The following is a 15,547-nucleotide window of genomic DNA, read 5'->3' on the forward strand; positions in this document are numbered from 1 at the left end:
ATGACCACCAGCGCAGAAATCATCGAGGTCAGCGAGCACCGCAGCGCGCACAACTACCATCCGCTGCCCGTCGTGATCCACGAGGCGCACGGAGCCTGGGTGACCGACGTCGAGGGCAGGCGTTACCTGGACTTCCTGTCCGGATACTCGAGCCTCAACTTCGGCCACGGCAACCCGAAGATCATCGAGGCGGCCCAGGAGCAGCTCAAGAACCTCACGCTGACCAGCAGGGCGTTCTACCACGACCAGTTCGCCACGTTCTGCGCTGGACTCGGCGACCTGACGGGCAAGGACATGATCCTGCCGATGAACACCGGCGCGGAGGCGGTCGAGACCGCCATCAAGGTCGCCCGCAAGTGGGGCTACCAGGTCAAGGGCGTGGCGCGGGAGCAGGCCAACATCATCGTGATGGAGGACAACTTCCACGGCCGCACCACCACGATCGTCAGCTTCTCCACCGACCCCGACGCGCACGCGGACTTCGGGCCGTACACGCCCGGATTCAAGATCGTCAAGTACGGCTCGGTCGAGGCGATCCGCGAGGCGATCGACGCCCACACGGTGGCCGTGCTGGTCGAGCCGATCCAGGGCGAGGCGGGCGTGCTGGTGCCGCCGGACGGGTACCTGACCCAGGTGCGCGAGCTGTGCACGGAGCACAACGTCCTGATGATCGCGGACGAGATCCAGTCGGGGCTCGGCCGTACGGGCAAGACCTTCGCCTGCGATCACGAGGGCGTCGTGCCGGACATCTACGTGCTGGGCAAGGCCCTGGGCGGCGGCGTGGTCCCCGTCTCGGCCATCGCGGCGAACCGGAACGTGCTCGGCGTGATCCAGCCGGGCCAGCACGGCTCGACGTTCGGCGGCAACCCGCTGGCCTGTGCGGTGGCCAACGCGGTGATCGAGATCCTCAACACGGGCGAGTTCCAGGCCAGGGCGGCCAGGCTCGGCGAGGTGCTGCACGCCCGCCTGGGCGAGATGGTCGGCAACGGGGTGGTGACCGTGCGCGGGCGCGGGCTGTGGGCCGGCGTCGACATCGACCCGTCCCTCGCCACGGGTCGCGCGGTGTCCAAGGCGCTGATGGAGCGCGGCGTGCTGGCCAAGGACACCCACGGCTCCACGATCAGGCTCGCCCCGCCGATCGTGATCTCCGAGGAGGACCTGCACCACGCGGTCGACCAGCTGGCCGACGCGATCGCCTCCTTCAAGTAGTCCCCCGGGTACGGCTCGCGCCCCGCGCGGCGCGAGCCGTACCGCCGGATCAGCGGGTGGGCGTCACTGTCACGGTCACCGCGACCGTGGGCTCTTCGCTGGGCTCCTCCGTGGGTTCGCTCTCAACGGCCGGCCGCTCGGGGATCGACGTCGGGCTCGCCGAGCGGATGGGAGTGTCCGTGGGCGGTTCGGCGCCCGGCTCGCCGGGTGTGGGCGTCACGGTCACCGTCGTCTCTTCGGTCGGAATCGGCGACGGCGACACGCTGGGCTTCATCGTCGCCTCGGCGGTGTCGTCGCAGCTGCTGTCATGCCCCGCGGTCGCCGCTTCCGCCGGGAGCGCGTCCACGACCGAGACGGCGGTCTCCGTGGTCAGTGCGAGCAGCGAGCCGGCGGGAGCGCCGACGGTCTTCTCGTCCACGACGGTCCCGCGCTCGCCCATGAACATGAACGTCGCGGGGTCGAAGATGAGCTGGTCCAGCATGCCGTCCTTCCCCTTGTGGCCGAGCGCGGTCCCCTTGCGGCCCGCGCCGTCCTCGACGCCCTCGGCGACCTCCACACCGGGCAGCGACCTGGCGGCCGTGAACAGCGCCTCGCGCTGCGCCCGCGGCAGGTACGTCTCCCTGATCAGGTCGCCCACCGCCACGAAGGGCTCGGAGTTGGTGCCCTTGGCCCGCTTGTCGAGGAAGGCGCGCATGCCGTCCGCGTCCGTCGGCAGCGTGGCCAGGAAGGCGTAGTCGTTGCGGAACGCGCCCAGCCGGTCGGGGCAGGAGGCCAGCTGCATCCAGTCCTTGCCCTGCCAGTCCTTGGCCTCCTCCGGCAGCGGCCAGCCGGGGAACTGCCTGGGCTCCAGCCCCTCGATCGACAGCAGGCCGTTGGCGCCGCCGTCCGCCGACCGCCACAGTTGCCGCTTGGTCCGGTACAGGTAGCGGCTCTCCTTCGTGCCCATGGAGTAGGCGCTGTACATCGTCTCCGACTCCACCAGCACGAACTGCCCAGGCTTCGGCACGAGCTCCTCGCCCATGCCCACCGTGACCGGCGACGCGGGGCGGGCCACCGTGCCGTCCCGCGAGCCTGAGGAAAGGGCGAACGCCACCCCGCCGACCAGCGCCACGGTCAGCCCGAAGGCTCCCGCCGCCTGCCAGCCGAGACGGGGAAACCGGAAGCCGCGCCTGGCCGTCGTCTCCTGCACCAGGCGGCGGCGGGCGGCCTCCCGCGCCTCCTGCGGGTACGAGGGGACGGCCGGCCGCCCCTCGGCGAAGATCCTGATCTCGTCATCCATGCTCGGGCTCCTCCTGGAAGGGATCGGTGCCGCCGAGGGCCCTGCGCACCTTCGTCCTGAGCCGGTGCAGGCGCGAGCGAACGGTGCCTACGGGGATGTCGAGTGCGAGCGCCACATCCTCGTAGGTCAGATCCGCCCACGCCACCAGCAGCAACAGGTCCCGCTCGGCCGCCGACAGGCGGGTGAGCGCCTTGGCGAGCCTGGGCTGAAGTTGCTCCGCGGTGACCCTGTCGGCGCTGCGCTCGTCGAAGGACCCAGGACGGTCGGGCGCGAGGCGCGCCATGGCCTGGGTACGGCGGCGCTCGGCCCGGCGGTGCTGCGCCACGACGTTGGTCGCGATGCCGTACAGCCATGGCCTGGCGTCGGAACGCGAGCGGTCGTAGCGCGCCCTGCCGCGGAAGGCGGCCAGAAACACCTCGCCCACCGCGTCCTCGGCCAGTTCGGGGCCGAGGCGCCGTGCGGCGTACCTGAAGATCTCGTCGGCGTGCCGGTCGAACAGGGTGGCGAACAGCTCAGGTTCACTCACTGACTGCCCGACCAGCGTCGCGTCGTCCAACGCCTGCGCCATCACCACGGGAGGGATTCCTTTCTGCGGTCAACCAGTACTTGGCCGCAGCCCGCAGTCCGGTTCCACCTACTTTGCCAGCCTCCATGCCTGGAGTCCCTCGGGCGCCTCGTCGGGCGCGAACCCGGCCGCGGTCAGCTCGGCCCGCAGCGTCGCCGCCGAGGGGCGGTAGGTGACGCTCTCGACGACGTCCTCGCTGATGACGGCGTCCCCGTGCCTGATCCGGTACGTGAAGCTCGCGGAGACCCGCTCGCCCTCGACGGCGTGCGTCCTGCCCCAGATCTCGTAGGTGTGCCTGCCGACCTGGTAGGCGGCCATCCGGGCGGGCTCGCTGGGCGTCGGCATGGGCCGCTCGGTGTAGTTGAACACCAGGCGCCCGCCGGGCACGAGCTGGCGGGCGAGGGTCTCCCACAGCTTCGCCCTGTCCTCGATCGCGTAGAGGACGGCGATCATCACCACCATGTCGACCGGCTCGTCGAGGTCGACGTCGAGCGCGCCGTACGGCAGGACGGTCACCCTGCCGAGGAGATCGGGGCGCCCCGCGAGCCTGGACAGCAGCACCGAGCGCATGCCGAGCGAAGGCTCCAGCGCGAAGATCTCGCCCTCGGTCGCTGCGGCGATGAGCTCGGTGATGAGGCCGGTGCCCGCACCGATCTCCAGCACGTCTCCCCTCACGAGCGGGGGGAGCTTCTCCCGCACCTCGGGCACATGCCCATCCTCATGCCAAAGGTCATAGAAGGGGACGGCCGCGGCGTACTGGTCAAAGGTCATGCACCGTTTCTAGCGGCTCCAGCGACTCGCCGTGCCACACCACGGTCACCCGGTCGCCGAACTCCAGCGACGCCAGCGCGTTCTGGAACAGCGGACCCTTGGTCACCCGCCAGTGGAACGGCGGGCGGGGGATGCGCGCGAGCGAGGCGAGCGCGCCGCCGATCAGCGTCGCGATGCCGAACTGGGTGAAGACGTTGGCCAGCCGCAGCACCTTGCTCAGCGGGTTGCGGATGGGCGAGCAGACGATCTGGTAGATCGGCCCGGGCGCCTGCGCCAGGTAGGAGTAGTGCACGTCGCCCGAGAGGATCAGCACCGGCTTGCCCAGCCGGACCAGCAGCCGCGCCAGGTCCTCGAACGAGCGGCGGAAGGCGCCCCAGTGCTCCAGGTCGAAGGCCTGCCTGAACCGCTCCGACAGCCAGGCGACGATCTTGCCCCACTTGCCGTCGCACAGGGCCTCGTTCCAGTTCTGCACGTAGTGGACGCCCTCGGGCAACAGGAAGGGGATCGACGAGCCGATGATCAGCCGGCCGTTCGCCTGCTCGATCTGGCCCTCCAGCCACTCCCACTCGCCCGGGTCGAGCATCCTGCGGTCGCCGGGGGTCAGCTGGCGGGCGCACCTGGTGTCGACGATGATCAGCCGGGAGTGTCCGAGGTCGCGGGCGTAGCTCCACCTGTTGCTGCTGGGGTCGGCGTCGGCCTCGGCGGCGAAGCTGTCGAGCGCCCCGGCGCCCTCGCCGCGCTTGAGCGCGGCCAGCAGCGGGTCGTCGGCGCGCTCGTCCGGCGACAGGTTGCCCAGGTGCTGATAGATCCAGTAGGCGCCGAGTCCCGACACCACCCTCCGCTGCCACCAAGGGGTGCGCGCCATCTTGGCCCGCCAGTCCTTGGAGGTGTTCCAGTCGTCGCGCAGGTCGTGGTCATCGAAGATCATGGCGGTGGGCACGGTCGACAGCAGCCACCGGATGTCGGGGTCGGTCCAGGCCTGGCGGTAGAGCTCGGCGTACTCCTCGAAGTCGGCGATCTCCTTGGCGGGCTCCTCGCCCGGCTTCCTGCGCGAGGCGATGAACTCCAGCATCGGCGCCGAGGGCTTGTCGGCGTAGACCTGGTCGCCGATCATCAGCAGCAGGTCGGGCAGTTCCCGGTCACTGCCCGCGAAGGCGTGCAGCACGTCCACGCCGTGCGTCGCGGTGTGCGCGGGGTCGTGGGGCACGCTGGTACGGCACGACCCGAACATCAACCGCGAAGGCCCCTGGGGCGGCATCAGCCTGATACGGCTGGGCCGGTCGACAGGCCACACCGGCTCACCGTCCACCTCGACGGTGTACTCCCCCTCGAAACCCTCCAGGTCGACGATCGCGTAATGGTGGCCGTGGACGCTGAAGGTAGGGGTGTCCCATCTCCCGCACACCGTGACGACACCGGGCTGGTCGGTCTCCATCCAGATGGAGGCCCTTGTTGAGTCGACGTAGCGAAGCATCGGACCGACGACCAGTTCAGGCATTCGTCCCCTTGGTGTGACGTTTCGGCGTGGTACTCGTGTCAAGACTGCCAGAGTGTCACGTTCCCCTCACGTCGATCTCCGGCTTGGATTCTTGAGCATGAGGATCAGCTCCGGGTTACGCTGATCACTACAGAACCGCCCATGGGACAAGCAATGGCGCTTTCCCGCTTCTGGGCGTACATAACAGGAGGAAGTTCTTCCATGACCGTCATGGTGCCGTCAAGGACGCCGGCCCTGATCACTCCCGGGCGACAAGCTCTCGACTCCGCTCTCCACCAACTCGGCCAAGCGGCCGAACAGCTCGGCCTCGACGACGGCCTGCACACGATGCTCGCCACGCCGCGCCGCTCGCTGACCGTCTCGGTCCCCGTCCGCCGCGAGGACGGCACGATGGACGTCGTGCAGGGCTTCCGAGTCCAGCACAACGTCTCGCGCGGCCCCGCCAAGGGCGGTATCCGTTTCCATCCGGCCACCGACATCCACGAGGTCACCGCGCTGGCCATGTGGATGACGTGGAAGTGCGCGCTGGTCGGCATCCCGTACGGCGGCGCCAAGGGCGGCGTCTCCGTCGACCCGACCGTGCTCACCACCAGGGAACTGGAGCGGCTGACCCGCCGCTACGTCAACGAGATCCTCCCGCTCATCGGGCCCGAGAAGGACATCCCCGCGCCCGACGTCGGCACCGACGAGCAGACCATGGCCTGGATCATGGACACCTACAGCGTCAACGCCGGCTACTCCGTGCCGGGTGTCGTCACGGGCAAGCCGATGACGCTGGGCGGGTCGCTCGGCCGTACGGGAGCGACCTCCAGGGGCGTGCAGATCGCCACCCTGTCCGCGCTCGGCCGCTCGCCCGAGGGCGTGACCGTGGCCGTGCAGGGCTTCGGCAAGGTGGGCGCACTGGCCGCGCAGTACCTGTCCGACGCGGGCGCGAAGATCGTCGCGATCTCCGACGTCACCGGCGCGGTCCACAACTCCTCCGGCTTCGACGTGGCCGACCTGCGCGCCTGGGTGGCGGAGAGCGGCGGCGTCGCCGGCTACCGCCACGGCGACGCGATGGACCACGCCGCGCTGCTGGAGCTGGACGTGGACGTCCTGGTCCCCGCCGCGCTGGAAGGCGCGATCACGGCGGAGAACGCGCCGAGGGTGAAGGCGCGGCTCATCGTCGAGGGCGCCAACGGGCCGACCACGCCCGAGGCGGACGAGATCCTCGCCGCGCACGGGACCACGATCGTTCCCGACATCCTGGCCAACGCCGGTGGGGTGATCGTGTCGTACCTGGAGTGGGTGCAGAACATGCAGGCCTACTCGTGGAGCGCCAACGAGGTCGAGGTCAGGCTGCGCGACCTCATGGAAGGCGCCTTCGCCGAGGTCAAGTCGGTGGCGGCGGCGCGCGGGATCACCCTGCGCCAGGCGGCCCACGTGATCGGCGTGGGCAGGGTCGCCGAGGCCCACCAGATGCGGGGTCTCTACCCCTGACGTGTGACGGGGTGGCGCGGGTGAAGGTCCGCGCCGCCCCGGTTCGTAGGATCCCCCTATGACATATCCCGATCCGATCTATTTCGACGACAAGGGCGAGAACAGCGCCGTCCACCGCCCTGCGGGCTCCGAGCCCGACCTGGTCTACCCGACCGGCAACACCGTCGACTACCTGGCCACCGGCGCCTCCACCGGTGGCCTGTTCGGTCTGTATCGCTGGAACATGGGCCCGACGCCTTCGGGGCCCGGACCGCACTTCCACAAGACGATCACCGAGTCCTTCTTCGTGCTCGAAGGCTCGATCAAGATCTACAACGGTGACCGCTGGCTCGACACCAAGCCCGGGGACTGGGTCCATGTCCCCGCGGGCGGTGTGCACGGCTTCCGCAACGAGTCCGGGGAACCCGCCTCCATGCTGCTGCACTTCTCGCCCGGCGCGCCGCGCGAGGGCTACTTCGAGGGCCTGCTCGACATGGCGAACATGAGCGACGAGGAGAAGGCCGAGTTCTACCTGCGCCACGACAACTACTGGCTCTGAGCACCCTGCCGTCCGTTCGTCTTCGTCAGACCCCGGCGGGTCACGCATAGGGGGCGGTGATGACCTCCATGTTGTGGCCGTCGGGGTCGTCGAAGTAGACGCCGCGGCCGCCGTACAGGTGGTTGATCTCCCCCGCCTTCCTGTGCGCGGGGTCGGCCCAGTAGTCCAGGCCGCGTTCCCTGATCCGCGCGAAGATCTCGTCGAACTCGGGCTCGCTGACGATGAAGCAGTAGTGGATCGTCCGGAAGTCGGCGGAGTCGAGGTAGTCGAGCGTGACGCCGTTGGCGGTCTCGACGGGGACGAACGGACCCCACTGCGGGCCCACCTTCAGGCCCAGGATGCCCGCGATGAACTCGGCCGAGGCGTGCTTGTCGCTGCTCGGCACGATCGTGTGGTTCAGGTCGACAGCCATGCTTCCACCGCACCACCGATCACCGCTCGTGGCAATGCCTCAGGGGTGCGGGCCCGCGCCGTCGAGCGCCCGCACCAGGCCCTCCAGGTGCGACATCAGCTGCTCGGTGCTGTCGTCGCCGTAGGCCGTGGTGATGAGCCGCTGGTGCTCGGCCACGCTGCCCTCCACCCTGGCCAGCAGGTCCCGTCCGCGCTCGGACAGGAACACCGCCACCCTGCGCCGGTCGCCCGCCGAGGGCCCCCGGTAGACGAGCGAGCGGTCGATGAGCCTGTCGACCGCCTTGGTGAGCGTCGGATGCGGCATCAGCACGGCCGCCGCGAGGTCGCCCATCGAGTGGCCGAGACCGTCGGCGAGCGCGCGCAGGATGCGCCACTGCTCCACCGTGACGTCCTCGGAGGCGAGCGAGGCCGCGAGCCCCCTGTTGACCAGGCGTTCGGCTCGGCTGAGGAGGTAGGCCAGGGACGAACCCAACCCGGTCGTCAGCATCCGACTGCCCCTTTCGCCCGCCACCTACCAGGGAGGATACTCGTCGGCGTGGCAGGGACCATCGCTCCCTTCGAAGCTCGGCTCTTCGAGACCGGCGCCCTCAGGGTCGGGCTCGTGGTCCCCGTGTCGGGGGTGCTCGGCCTGGTCGGCCCCTGCGCGATCAACTGCGCGGTGCTGGCCGCCGAGGAGGTCAACAGGTCGGGGGTGAACGGCAGGCCGATCGAGCTCGTGCTGATCGACGGCGGCAGGCCGCCGCGGGAGGTCGCGCGCGAGGTGGGCGAACTGGTCGCCACGGGGACGATCGAGGCCGTCGTCGGCACCCACGCCTCCGATGTCCGCATGAGCGTCGCCAAGGCCGTCGCCTCCCGGGTGCCGTTCGTGTACGCCCCGCCGTACGAGGGGATCGGGGCCGCGCCTGGAATCTACTTCCTCGGCGAGACGCCCGCGCAGCAGCTCGGTCCCGGGCTGTCTTACCTGCGCGGCAGGCGCAGGTGGTTCCTGCTGGGCAACGACTACGTGTGGCCCCGCCTGGTGCACGCCGCCGCCCGCCTCAGGCTCGGTCCCGCCGTCGCGGGCGAGCGCCTGGTCCCGTACGGCAGCGCGACCGCGGCCCTCGACGAGATCGCCAGACTCAGGCCCGACGCCATCCTGCTCAGCCTCATCGGCAGCGACCTGGTGCGGTTCAACCGCGCCTACGCCGAGAGCGGCCTGACCGCGGCCAGGCTCTGCGGCGCGCTGGAGGAGCACGGCCTGCTCGGCGTCGGCGGCGACGCCACCGGCGAGCTGTACGCCTCGATGGGCTACTTCCACGGGCTGACCACCGACGCGGGCCTGGCCTTCGCCGAGCGCTACGCCGGCCGGTTCGGCCCCGACGCGCCGATGCTCAACGGCCACGGCCACGGCTGCTACGAGGCCGTCGCCATGCTCGCCGCGCTGGCCGTCAGGGCCGGCACGCTCGCCGTGCCCGACGTGGACGCGGTCGCCGACGGCACCACGATCACCAGTGGACGCGGCCCGATCACCCTGTACGGCAGGCAGGTGCGCCAGCCGGTGCACCTGGCCAGGGCCGAGGGGCTGGACTTCCAGATTGTCTCTTCACGATGAAACCTTTTCTGTGGAAAGCTTTTGGGTATGACCTCACCCCCTGAGCCCGAATCCATCGAGAAGTTCGGCTACCGCCAGGAGCTGCAACGCTCGCTCAGCTTCGCCGACCTGATGATCTACGGCCTGATCTTCATGGTGCCGATCGCGCCCTTCGGCATCTTCGGGACCGTCTATCAGGCCTCCGGCGGCATGGTGGCGCTCGCCTACGTCATCGGCCTGGTCGCCATGGCCTTCACGGCCCTGTCCTACGCGCAGATGGCCCAGGCCTTCCCCATGGCCGGATCCGTCTACACGTACGCGGGCCGCGGCATCGCCGCGCCCGTTGGATTCATGGCGGGATGGGCGATCCTGCTCGACTACGTGCTCGTGCCCGCGCTGCTCTACCTGGTGGCGAGCGCGGCCATGAACTCGTTCGTGCCCGCCGTGCCGGTGTGGGCGTGGCTGATCGGGTTCGTACTGCTCAACACCATCGTCAACTACCTCGGCATCCAGATGACCGCGCGGATCACCCGCATCATGCTGGTGGCCGAGCTCATCGTGCTGGCCGTCTTCCTGGTGTGCGGCGCGATCGCGCTGGCCATGGGCAGGGGCACGGCCGGGTTCCTGACACCGCTCTTCAACCCCGACACCTTCTCGCTGACCGTGGTCTTCGGGGCGGCCTCCGTCGCGGTGCTGTCGTTCCTCGGCTTCGACGGCATCTCCACGCTCGCCGAGGAGAGCAAGGAGGACGCCCGCAGGCTCGGCCGCTCGATGGTGGCCGCCCTGGCGCTGGCCGCGGTCCTGTTCGTGGTGCAGACGTGGGTGGCGGCGCTGCTCGTCGTCGACGGGCAGAAGCTGATCACGGAGGGCGACCCGACCGGCAGCGCGTTCTACGACGCCGCGCGTTACGCGGCCGGCCCGTGGCTGAGCGTCCTGACCGCCGTCGCCACCGCCGTCGCCTGGGGCTTCGCCAACTCCCTCGTCGCGCAGGCGGCCACGTCCCGCCTGCTGTTCGCGATGGCCCGTGACCGGCAGCTGCCGTCCTTCCTGGCCCGTGTCGACCCCCGGCACAAGGTGCCGGTGAACGCCACGCTGGCCGTCGCCGCGGTCTCCCTGATCCTCGGCGTCTACCTCAGCACCCGCGACGACGGCATTCCACTGCTCAGCTCGCTGGTCAACTTCGGCGCGATGACCGCGTTCCTCGTCCTGCACGTGTCGGTGGTCGTCCACTACGTCGTGCGCAGGCACAGCAGGAACCTGCTCGCCCACCTCGTCGTGCCCGTCCTCGGCTTCGTCGTCCTGGTCTTCGTGGTGATCAACGCCAGCGTGGCCGCGCAGACGCTGGGCTTCGCCTGGCTCGCCGTCGGCCTGGTGGTCCTGATCGTCACCTATGCCATCGGCCGCAAGCCCACCCTTCCATCGGAGGTGTCGTGAACATCGAGCGAACCCGGCGCAGCGAGCGAAGCGAACGAGGAGTGTGAGCGAGTGGTGAACATCGTCTCCTACCAGCCCACCGCCGACGAGCTGAGCTACACCTTCGGCGGCCGGGCCGCGGTCGGCAAGGTACGGCCCGGCACGATCCTGGAACTGTCGACCGAGGACTGCTTCGGCGGCAGGGTCCGGTCGGTGGGCGACCTGCCGTCGCGGGTGTGCGAGTTCCCCTACCTCAACCCCGTGACAGGGCCGTTCCACGTGGAGGGAGCCGAGCCGGGCGACACTCTCGCCCTGCACTTCGTCTCCATCACACCCGCCCGCGACTGGGCGGTCTCCACGACCTTCCCGCACTTCGGCGCGCTGACGGCCACGCACACCACCGCCATGCTCCATCCGCCGCTGGAGGAGCGCGTCTGGCGCTACGACCTCGACCTGGCCAGGGGGGTGGCGGTCTACCAGGCGCGCAACAGCGACTTCAGCGTCGAACTGCCGCTCGACCCGATGCACGGCACGGTGGGCGTCGCGCCCGCCGCGAACGAGGTCAGGATGAGCATCACGCCGGACGCCCACGGCGGCAACATGGACACTCCCGAGCTGCGCGCCGGCGTCACGCTCTACCTTGGCGTCAACGTCGAGGGCGGCCTGTTCTCCATCGGCGACGGCCACGCCCGGCAGGGACACGGCGAGGTCTGCGGGACGGCGATCGAGGCCGCGATGAAGACCGTGGTCGCGGTCGAGCTGATCAAGGGCGTCGCCACTCCGTGGCCACGCCTCGAGGACGATCACCACCTGATGTCCACGGGTTCGGCCAGGCCGCTCGAGGACGCCTACCGCATCAGCCAGCACGACCTGGTCACCTGGTCCGCCTCGCTGACGGGACTGGACGAGCTCGACGCCTACCAGCTCATCAGCCAGGCGGGCGAAGCGCCCGTCGGCAACGTCTGCGACACCAACTACACAATGGTCGCCAAGGTCCCCAAGGTGGTACTCAAGGACCCCGAGGTGTACGGCGCGGCCCACGCCACGCTGTGTGACCTGGCAAAACGCTACAGCGCCCGATAGAGTTCGCAAGATCAATTCTTGGGGGAACGGGTGCTCAGGCTCGTGGTGGCGGCAGGGCTGCTCCTGCCGGCGGGAGAAGCCGCCGTCATGGACGTGAAGGACACGGCAGACCGGAGCACCGGCGTCTCCGGCTCGAGCGTCTCCGGCCTCGACGTGGCACCGTCGGACGCCGCGCCTCCGGCATCCGGTCTTCCGGCGTCCGGTGTGGCCGTACCCGGTGTTGCGGCATCCGGTCTTCCGGCGTCTGGTGTTGCGGCATCCGGTGTTGCGGCACCAGATCTTCCGGTTCTCCGCCTTTCGGCGCCCGGATTCTCGGTGGCGCCTCCCTTGGCGCCGGAGTCGTCGGTGGCGTCCTCGGCGGCGGGCCGTTCGGTGCCGAATCGCCGGATCCTCACCACGGGCGGCGACCGGCTCGGCTACGCCGGGGTCGCCCGGCCGTACGGGGGGTTGCGCCAGCTCGTGGGGATCCTGGTCAGCCACGACCCCGTCGCCCGCACGGACCTCGTCTGCGGGGCCGTCGTGCTCAGGTCACGCAGCCGCAGCCTGGTCCTGACCGCCGCCCACTGCCTGTACGGCAACGGCCACCGCTACAGCCGTGTCGCCTTCATGCCCGCCTACAACAGCGACGGCACGGGCCAGGCGACGTTCGGCGTCTGGCCCGCCGTGCGCGTCTGGGTGCCCAAGCGGTGGCGTGCCAGGCCGTACTCCGCCGCCCAGCTGCCCTACGACGTCGGCCTGGTCGGCGTGGCCGGCGGTGCACGCCAGCTGGAGGAGGTCACGGGCCCTGGGCTCAGGCCGTACCTCACCCGCAAGGGCGGCTCGCTGTCGCGCCTCGAGATGCTCGGCTACCCGATCAGCGGTGTCTACCCCGGCACCGACATGTACCGCTGCGTCGGCGACGCCACCGAGGGCGGTGCCCGCGGGCCCGGCGTGCTCGTCACCCGCAACTGCCACGCCGCCCCCGGCGCCAGCGGCGGTCCCGCCCTGTACGGCGGGGCGGTGGCGGGCGTGGTCTCGTCGTCCAGCCCGATGCGGGACGCGGCGGGGTTCACGGTGATGACGCGGCTGACCCCCAAGCCGTTCGGCAAGCTGTTCGCGGCCGCCGACCGCGCCATGCGCCCACGGACCTTCGCTCCCTGACCCTGCCTCCACTACCCCACAGGCCTCGGGAAGATAACGGGCGCAGGAGACGACGGGCACGCGGCAGACGAAAGGCGCGCGGGAAGGAAAGGCCCTGCGGATGAGGGCGGGCACGCGGCAGACGATGGGCCGGCGCGTCAGGAGACGAGCGCCGCCTGGCGCTCGCAAGCGGCGACGATCTCCTCGCACACCTCGTGCGTGGCCAGCGCGTCCTGCGCGCCCAGCACCTCGCCCGCCCGCACCGCGTCGATGAACGCCATGGTCACCTGCTCGATCCCCCGCTGCCGCGACACCGGCACCCAGTCGGGCCGCCGCGTCAGTGTCTCCCCCGCGGGGCCGTAGTCGACGACGTCGCCCAGGTTGACCACCCGCCGCTTCACGCCCTCGCCCAGCACCTCCAGACTCTCCTCGGAGGCCGCGCCGACCCTGTTCATGACGCCGTGGGCCATGAAGCCCTCTCCCGCCAGCTCCAGCACCAGGTGCTCGACCAGGCCGTCGCGCATCCTGGTGCGGATCCGCGTCTCCGTCACGGGGCCGGGAGCCAGGAACCGCAACGTGTCGACCACATGGATGAAGTCGTCGAACACCGCCCTCCTCGGCGTGTCCGGCATGACGGGGCGGTTCTTCTGCATGAGCACCAGGTGTCGCGACAGGTCGAGCATCCCCGCGTAGCCGGGGGCGTGACGCCTGTTGAAGCCGACCATGAGGGAGACGCGCTCGGCGGCGGCCAGCCGTACCAGCCGGCTGGTCTCCTCGAGGGTGTAGGCGACGGGCTTGTCGACGTAGACGTGCACCCCCGCCCTGAGCAGCGGCTCCACGATCTCCGGGTGCGCCTCGGTGGCCGCGTGCACGAACGCCGCGTCGACGCCGGCCTTGATCACCTCCTCGACCGACGTGTACCCGCCGGCCACGCGGTGCGCCTCTTCGAGCCGCCGCAACGTCTGCTCGTTGCGGGTGCACAGGTGCAGGTCGAGGCCGGGCTGGGCGGACAGCACGGGCAGGTAGGCCTTCTCCGCGATGTCACCGAGGCCGATCATGGCAATCTTCATGCACCGAGCGTAGTGCGCCCGCCGCCGCGTGCCCGCCGCCCCGTGCGCGCCTGGAAGAAGGGGCCCCGCGCCGCGGGGCCCCTTCTTCCAGGCGGTGCTTACTCGCCGAGTGACGCGCGCAGGGCGTCGTCGATCGGGGTGGGCTTCACCCCGAAGGTGTCGGTGAAGGCCGACGAGTCGAGCACGTACGGCTCGACGAACTGGTAGCGAGTGTGCCGCAGCTCACCGATCAGCGGGTTGACCAGCCCGATCGCCCGCACCAGAGGCCACGGCAGCCGGCTCATCCTGGGCGCGGGCCGTCCGAGGATGCCCGCCATCAGGGAGCCGATCTCGCGGAAGGTGCGCGGCTCGCTCGTCGGCACGTGCCAGGCACCGCCCCACGCCCGCTCGTCGCTCGCCGCGACGATGAGGGCCTCGGCCACGTCCGGCAGGTACGTCCAGCTGTGCGGCACGTCGGCGGGCCACACGAGCGGGATCGTCTTTCCCGCCCTGAGCGGCTTGATGAACCTGTCCCCCAGGAAGGACTGGTCCGTGGCGCCCGGGCCGAAGTAGTCGGAGCCGCGCACCTCGGTCGCCCTGATCCTGCCCGCCCGGTGCGCGACCTGCATGTCGGTCCACATCTTGGCCCTGACCTGCGCCTTAGGGTTGGTGGACGCCAGCGGCAGATCCTCGGTCATCGGCCCGCTGACGGGGCCGTAGGGGTAGAGGTTGCCCACCGCCGCCAGCACCGCCCCGCTCGACTCCGCGGCCGCCATGAACGAGGCCGCCATCGGCGGCCAGTCGGTGAGCCAGCGGTGGTACTTCGGGTTGACGCAGTTGTAGATGGCGTCGGCTCCCTTGGCGATCTCGGACAGCCTGGCGGCGTCCGCCACGTCGGCGGCGATCTTCGTGGCACCCTCGGGACCGCTGCCCGAACGGGTGACGACCACGACCTCGTGACCCTGCGCGATCAGCTTGCGGGCGACGTGCGGACCGACCTGACCGGCGCCTACGACGACGTGCTTACCCATGATCAACCTGCTTCCTGAGGAACGACGGACAACTTTAGACGCGACTCCCGGGCGGCGGCGCGCCCGGTCCAGGAGGCCCTCACCGTCAGCGCGGGCGGGCCGTGACGGTCAGGCCTGGTGCCAGACGAGGCGGAGGACCGCGTTGACGGCGAAGGCGGCAGCCAGGATCACGGCGGGGGTGAGCGCACCGGCGGCGTAGAGCGCGAGGGCCCCACCGCCGAACCAGGCGATCTCGAACAGGCCCCTTGCGATCCCCGTCAGCGGGTAGGTGGCGTTGGCGCCGCCGCCCGCCGCGAACAGCCCCCACAGCACTCCGAACAGGACAGGCGCGCCCAGACCCGCCACCAGCTTCAGGCCCCAGTTCGAGCCGGTGGTGAAGCCCCAGTAGCCGACCGCGACAAGGACGCTGAGCTCGAGGATGAACATCAGGGCCATGTTGGCGCCCTTGGCGATGGCGAGCATGTGAACCTCTTCGTGAGTGCCGTTCGCTTACGAGAGCAATGCTCTCTCAAGAGAGCGCTATTCGTCAAGA

Annotated in this window: 16 protein-coding genes; 7 read left to right on the forward strand and 9 right to left on the reverse strand. The window is 70.2% G+C overall.

Annotated features, from left to right (window positions below; translation table 11 throughout):
* Positions 1-1,209, forward strand: a complete 1,209-nt coding sequence (gene rocD / locus ACFSKW_RS37840) for an ornithine--oxo-acid transaminase (protein WP_379578250.1) — start codon at positions 1-3, stop codon at positions 1,207-1,209.
* Between the two features lie 49 nt (positions 1,210-1,258).
* On the opposite strand, the gene ACFSKW_RS37845 is transcribed toward rocD, so the two are convergent.
* From ACFSKW_RS37845 to ACFSKW_RS37860, 4 genes are all read right to left on the reverse strand, one after another.
* Positions 1,259-2,488, reverse strand: a complete 1,230-nt coding sequence (locus ACFSKW_RS37845) for a CU044_5270 family protein (RefSeq protein WP_379578252.1) — start codon at positions 2,486-2,488, stop codon at positions 1,259-1,261.
* Positions 2,481-3,056 carry an RNA polymerase sigma factor gene (locus ACFSKW_RS37850; RefSeq protein WP_379578352.1) on the reverse strand — a complete coding sequence of 192 codons (576 nt, stop codon included), beginning with the start codon at positions 3,054-3,056 and terminating at the stop codon, positions 2,481-2,483. Before ACFSKW_RS37850 ends, ACFSKW_RS37845 begins: the two co-directional genes overlap by 8 nt.
* 66 nt (positions 3,057-3,122) lie before the next feature.
* Positions 3,123-3,824: a class I SAM-dependent methyltransferase gene (locus tag ACFSKW_RS37855; protein WP_379578254.1), complete on the reverse strand. Its 702-nt coding sequence runs from the start codon at positions 3,822-3,824 to the stop codon at positions 3,123-3,125.
* A complete protein-coding gene (locus ACFSKW_RS37860; protein ID WP_379578256.1) occupies positions 3,814-5,322 on the reverse strand; it encodes an alkaline phosphatase D family protein in 1,509 nt (502 codons plus the stop codon). Before ACFSKW_RS37860 ends, ACFSKW_RS37855 begins: the two co-directional genes overlap by 11 nt.
* 201 nt (positions 5,323-5,523) lie before the next feature.
* Here ACFSKW_RS37860 and ACFSKW_RS37865 point away from each other — a divergent pair, with 201 nt between their 5' ends.
* Positions 5,524-6,801, forward strand: a complete 1,278-nt coding sequence (locus ACFSKW_RS37865; RefSeq protein WP_379578258.1) for a Glu/Leu/Phe/Val family dehydrogenase — start codon at positions 5,524-5,526, stop codon at positions 6,799-6,801.
* Between the two features lie 58 nt (positions 6,802-6,859).
* On the forward strand, positions 6,860-7,339 hold the full coding sequence (locus tag ACFSKW_RS37870) for a cupin domain-containing protein (protein ID WP_379578260.1): 480 nt from the start codon (positions 6,860-6,862) through the stop codon (positions 7,337-7,339).
* Between the two features lie 40 nt (positions 7,340-7,379).
* Here ACFSKW_RS37870 and ACFSKW_RS37875 read toward each other — a convergent pair whose 3' ends face one another.
* Positions 7,380-7,751: a VOC family protein gene (locus tag ACFSKW_RS37875; protein ID WP_379578262.1), complete on the reverse strand. Its 372-nt coding sequence runs from the start codon at positions 7,749-7,751 to the stop codon at positions 7,380-7,382.
* A 39-nt stretch (positions 7,752-7,790) separates the two neighbouring features.
* Positions 7,791-8,237 carry a MarR family winged helix-turn-helix transcriptional regulator gene (locus ACFSKW_RS37880; protein WP_379578264.1) on the reverse strand — a complete coding sequence of 149 codons (447 nt, stop codon included), beginning with the start codon at positions 8,235-8,237 and terminating at the stop codon, positions 7,791-7,793.
* Positions 8,238-8,285: 48 nt separating this feature from the next.
* Here ACFSKW_RS37880 and ACFSKW_RS37885 point away from each other — a divergent pair, with 48 nt between their 5' ends.
* The 4 genes from ACFSKW_RS37885 (at position 8,286) to ACFSKW_RS37900 (ending at position 12,956) form a co-directional block, all read left to right on the forward strand.
* Complete coding sequence (locus tag ACFSKW_RS37885) at positions 8,286-9,341, forward strand: substrate-binding domain-containing protein (RefSeq protein WP_379578266.1); 1,056 nt, start codon at positions 8,286-8,288, stop codon at positions 9,339-9,341.
* A gap of 27 nt (positions 9,342-9,368) precedes the next feature.
* The gene (locus ACFSKW_RS37890; RefSeq protein ID WP_379578268.1) at positions 9,369-10,754 is read left to right on the forward strand and encodes an APC family permease; all 1,386 of its coding nucleotides are present in this window, start codon (positions 9,369-9,371) and stop codon (positions 10,752-10,754) included.
* Between the two features lie 51 nt (positions 10,755-10,805).
* Positions 10,806-11,816 carry an acetamidase/formamidase family protein gene (locus ACFSKW_RS37895; RefSeq protein WP_379578269.1) on the forward strand — a complete coding sequence of 337 codons (1,011 nt, stop codon included), beginning with the start codon at positions 10,806-10,808 and terminating at the stop codon, positions 11,814-11,816.
* Positions 11,817-12,131: 315 nt separating this feature from the next.
* A complete protein-coding gene (locus tag ACFSKW_RS37900; RefSeq protein ID WP_379578271.1) occupies positions 12,132-12,956 on the forward strand; it encodes a trypsin-like serine peptidase in 825 nt (274 codons plus the stop codon).
* Between the two features lie 137 nt (positions 12,957-13,093).
* On the opposite strand, the gene ACFSKW_RS37905 is transcribed toward ACFSKW_RS37900, so the two are convergent.
* The 3 genes from ACFSKW_RS37905 to ACFSKW_RS37915 all read right to left on the reverse strand — a co-directional run bounded on the left by ACFSKW_RS37905 (position 13,094) and on the right by ACFSKW_RS37915 (position 15,477).
* A complete protein-coding gene (locus tag ACFSKW_RS37905) occupies positions 13,094-14,005 on the reverse strand; it encodes a Gfo/Idh/MocA family protein (protein WP_379578273.1) in 912 nt (303 codons plus the stop codon).
* Between the two features lie 98 nt (positions 14,006-14,103).
* On the reverse strand, positions 14,104-15,015 hold the full coding sequence (locus ACFSKW_RS37910; RefSeq protein WP_379578275.1) for an NAD-dependent epimerase/dehydratase family protein: 912 nt from the start codon (positions 15,013-15,015) through the stop codon (positions 14,104-14,106).
* Between the two features lie 108 nt (positions 15,016-15,123).
* The gene (locus tag ACFSKW_RS37915) at positions 15,124-15,477 is read right to left on the reverse strand and encodes a YrdB family protein (RefSeq protein WP_379578277.1); all 354 of its coding nucleotides are present in this window, start codon (positions 15,475-15,477) and stop codon (positions 15,124-15,126) included.
* Positions 15,478-15,547: the final 70 nt, after the last annotated feature.

It is taken from the genome of Nonomuraea mangrovi (assembly GCF_042681425.1).
Taxonomy (GTDB): Bacteria; Actinomycetota; Actinomycetes; order Streptosporangiales; family Streptosporangiaceae; genus Nonomuraea; species Nonomuraea mangrovi.

Bases quoted from the DNA above. Each gene is read 5' to 3' on its own strand.
- ACFSKW_RS37855 (WP_379578254.1), bottom strand. From the start codon at position 3,824: ATGACCTTTGACCAGTACGCCGCGGCCGTCCCCTTCTATGACCTTTGG.
- ACFSKW_RS37890 (WP_379578268.1), top strand. From the start codon at position 9,369: ATGACCTCACCCCCTGAGCCCGAATCCATCGAGAAGTTCGGCTACCGC.
- ACFSKW_RS37850 (WP_379578352.1), bottom strand. From the start codon at position 3,056: ATGGCGCAGGCGTTGGACGACGCGACGCTGGTCGGGCAGTCAGTGAGT.
- ACFSKW_RS37870 (WP_379578260.1), top strand. From the start codon at position 6,860: ATGACATATCCCGATCCGATCTATTTCGACGACAAGGGCGAGAACAGC.
- ACFSKW_RS37865 (WP_379578258.1), top strand. From the start codon at position 5,524: ATGACCGTCATGGTGCCGTCAAGGACGCCGGCCCTGATCACTCCCGGG.
- ACFSKW_RS37905 (WP_379578273.1), bottom strand. From the start codon at position 14,005: ATGAAGATTGCCATGATCGGCCTCGGTGACATCGCGGAGAAGGCCTAC.
- ACFSKW_RS37915 (WP_379578277.1), bottom strand. From the start codon at position 15,477: ATGCTCGCCATCGCCAAGGGCGCCAACATGGCCCTGATGTTCATCCTC.
- rocD (WP_379578250.1), top strand. From the start codon at position 1: ATGACCACCAGCGCAGAAATCATCGAGGTCAGCGAGCACCGCAGCGCG.
- ACFSKW_RS37845 (WP_379578252.1), bottom strand. From the start codon at position 2,488: ATGGATGACGAGATCAGGATCTTCGCCGAGGGGCGGCCGGCCGTCCCC.
- ACFSKW_RS37910 (WP_379578275.1), bottom strand. From the start codon at position 15,015: ATGGGTAAGCACGTCGTCGTAGGCGCCGGTCAGGTCGGTCCGCACGTC.
- ACFSKW_RS37875 (WP_379578262.1), bottom strand. From the start codon at position 7,751: ATGGCTGTCGACCTGAACCACACGATCGTGCCGAGCAGCGACAAGCAC.
- ACFSKW_RS37860 (WP_379578256.1), bottom strand. From the start codon at position 5,322: ATGCCTGAACTGGTCGTCGGTCCGATGCTTCGCTACGTCGACTCAACA.
- ACFSKW_RS37880 (WP_379578264.1), bottom strand. From the start codon at position 8,237: ATGCTGACGACCGGGTTGGGTTCGTCCCTGGCCTACCTCCTCAGCCGA.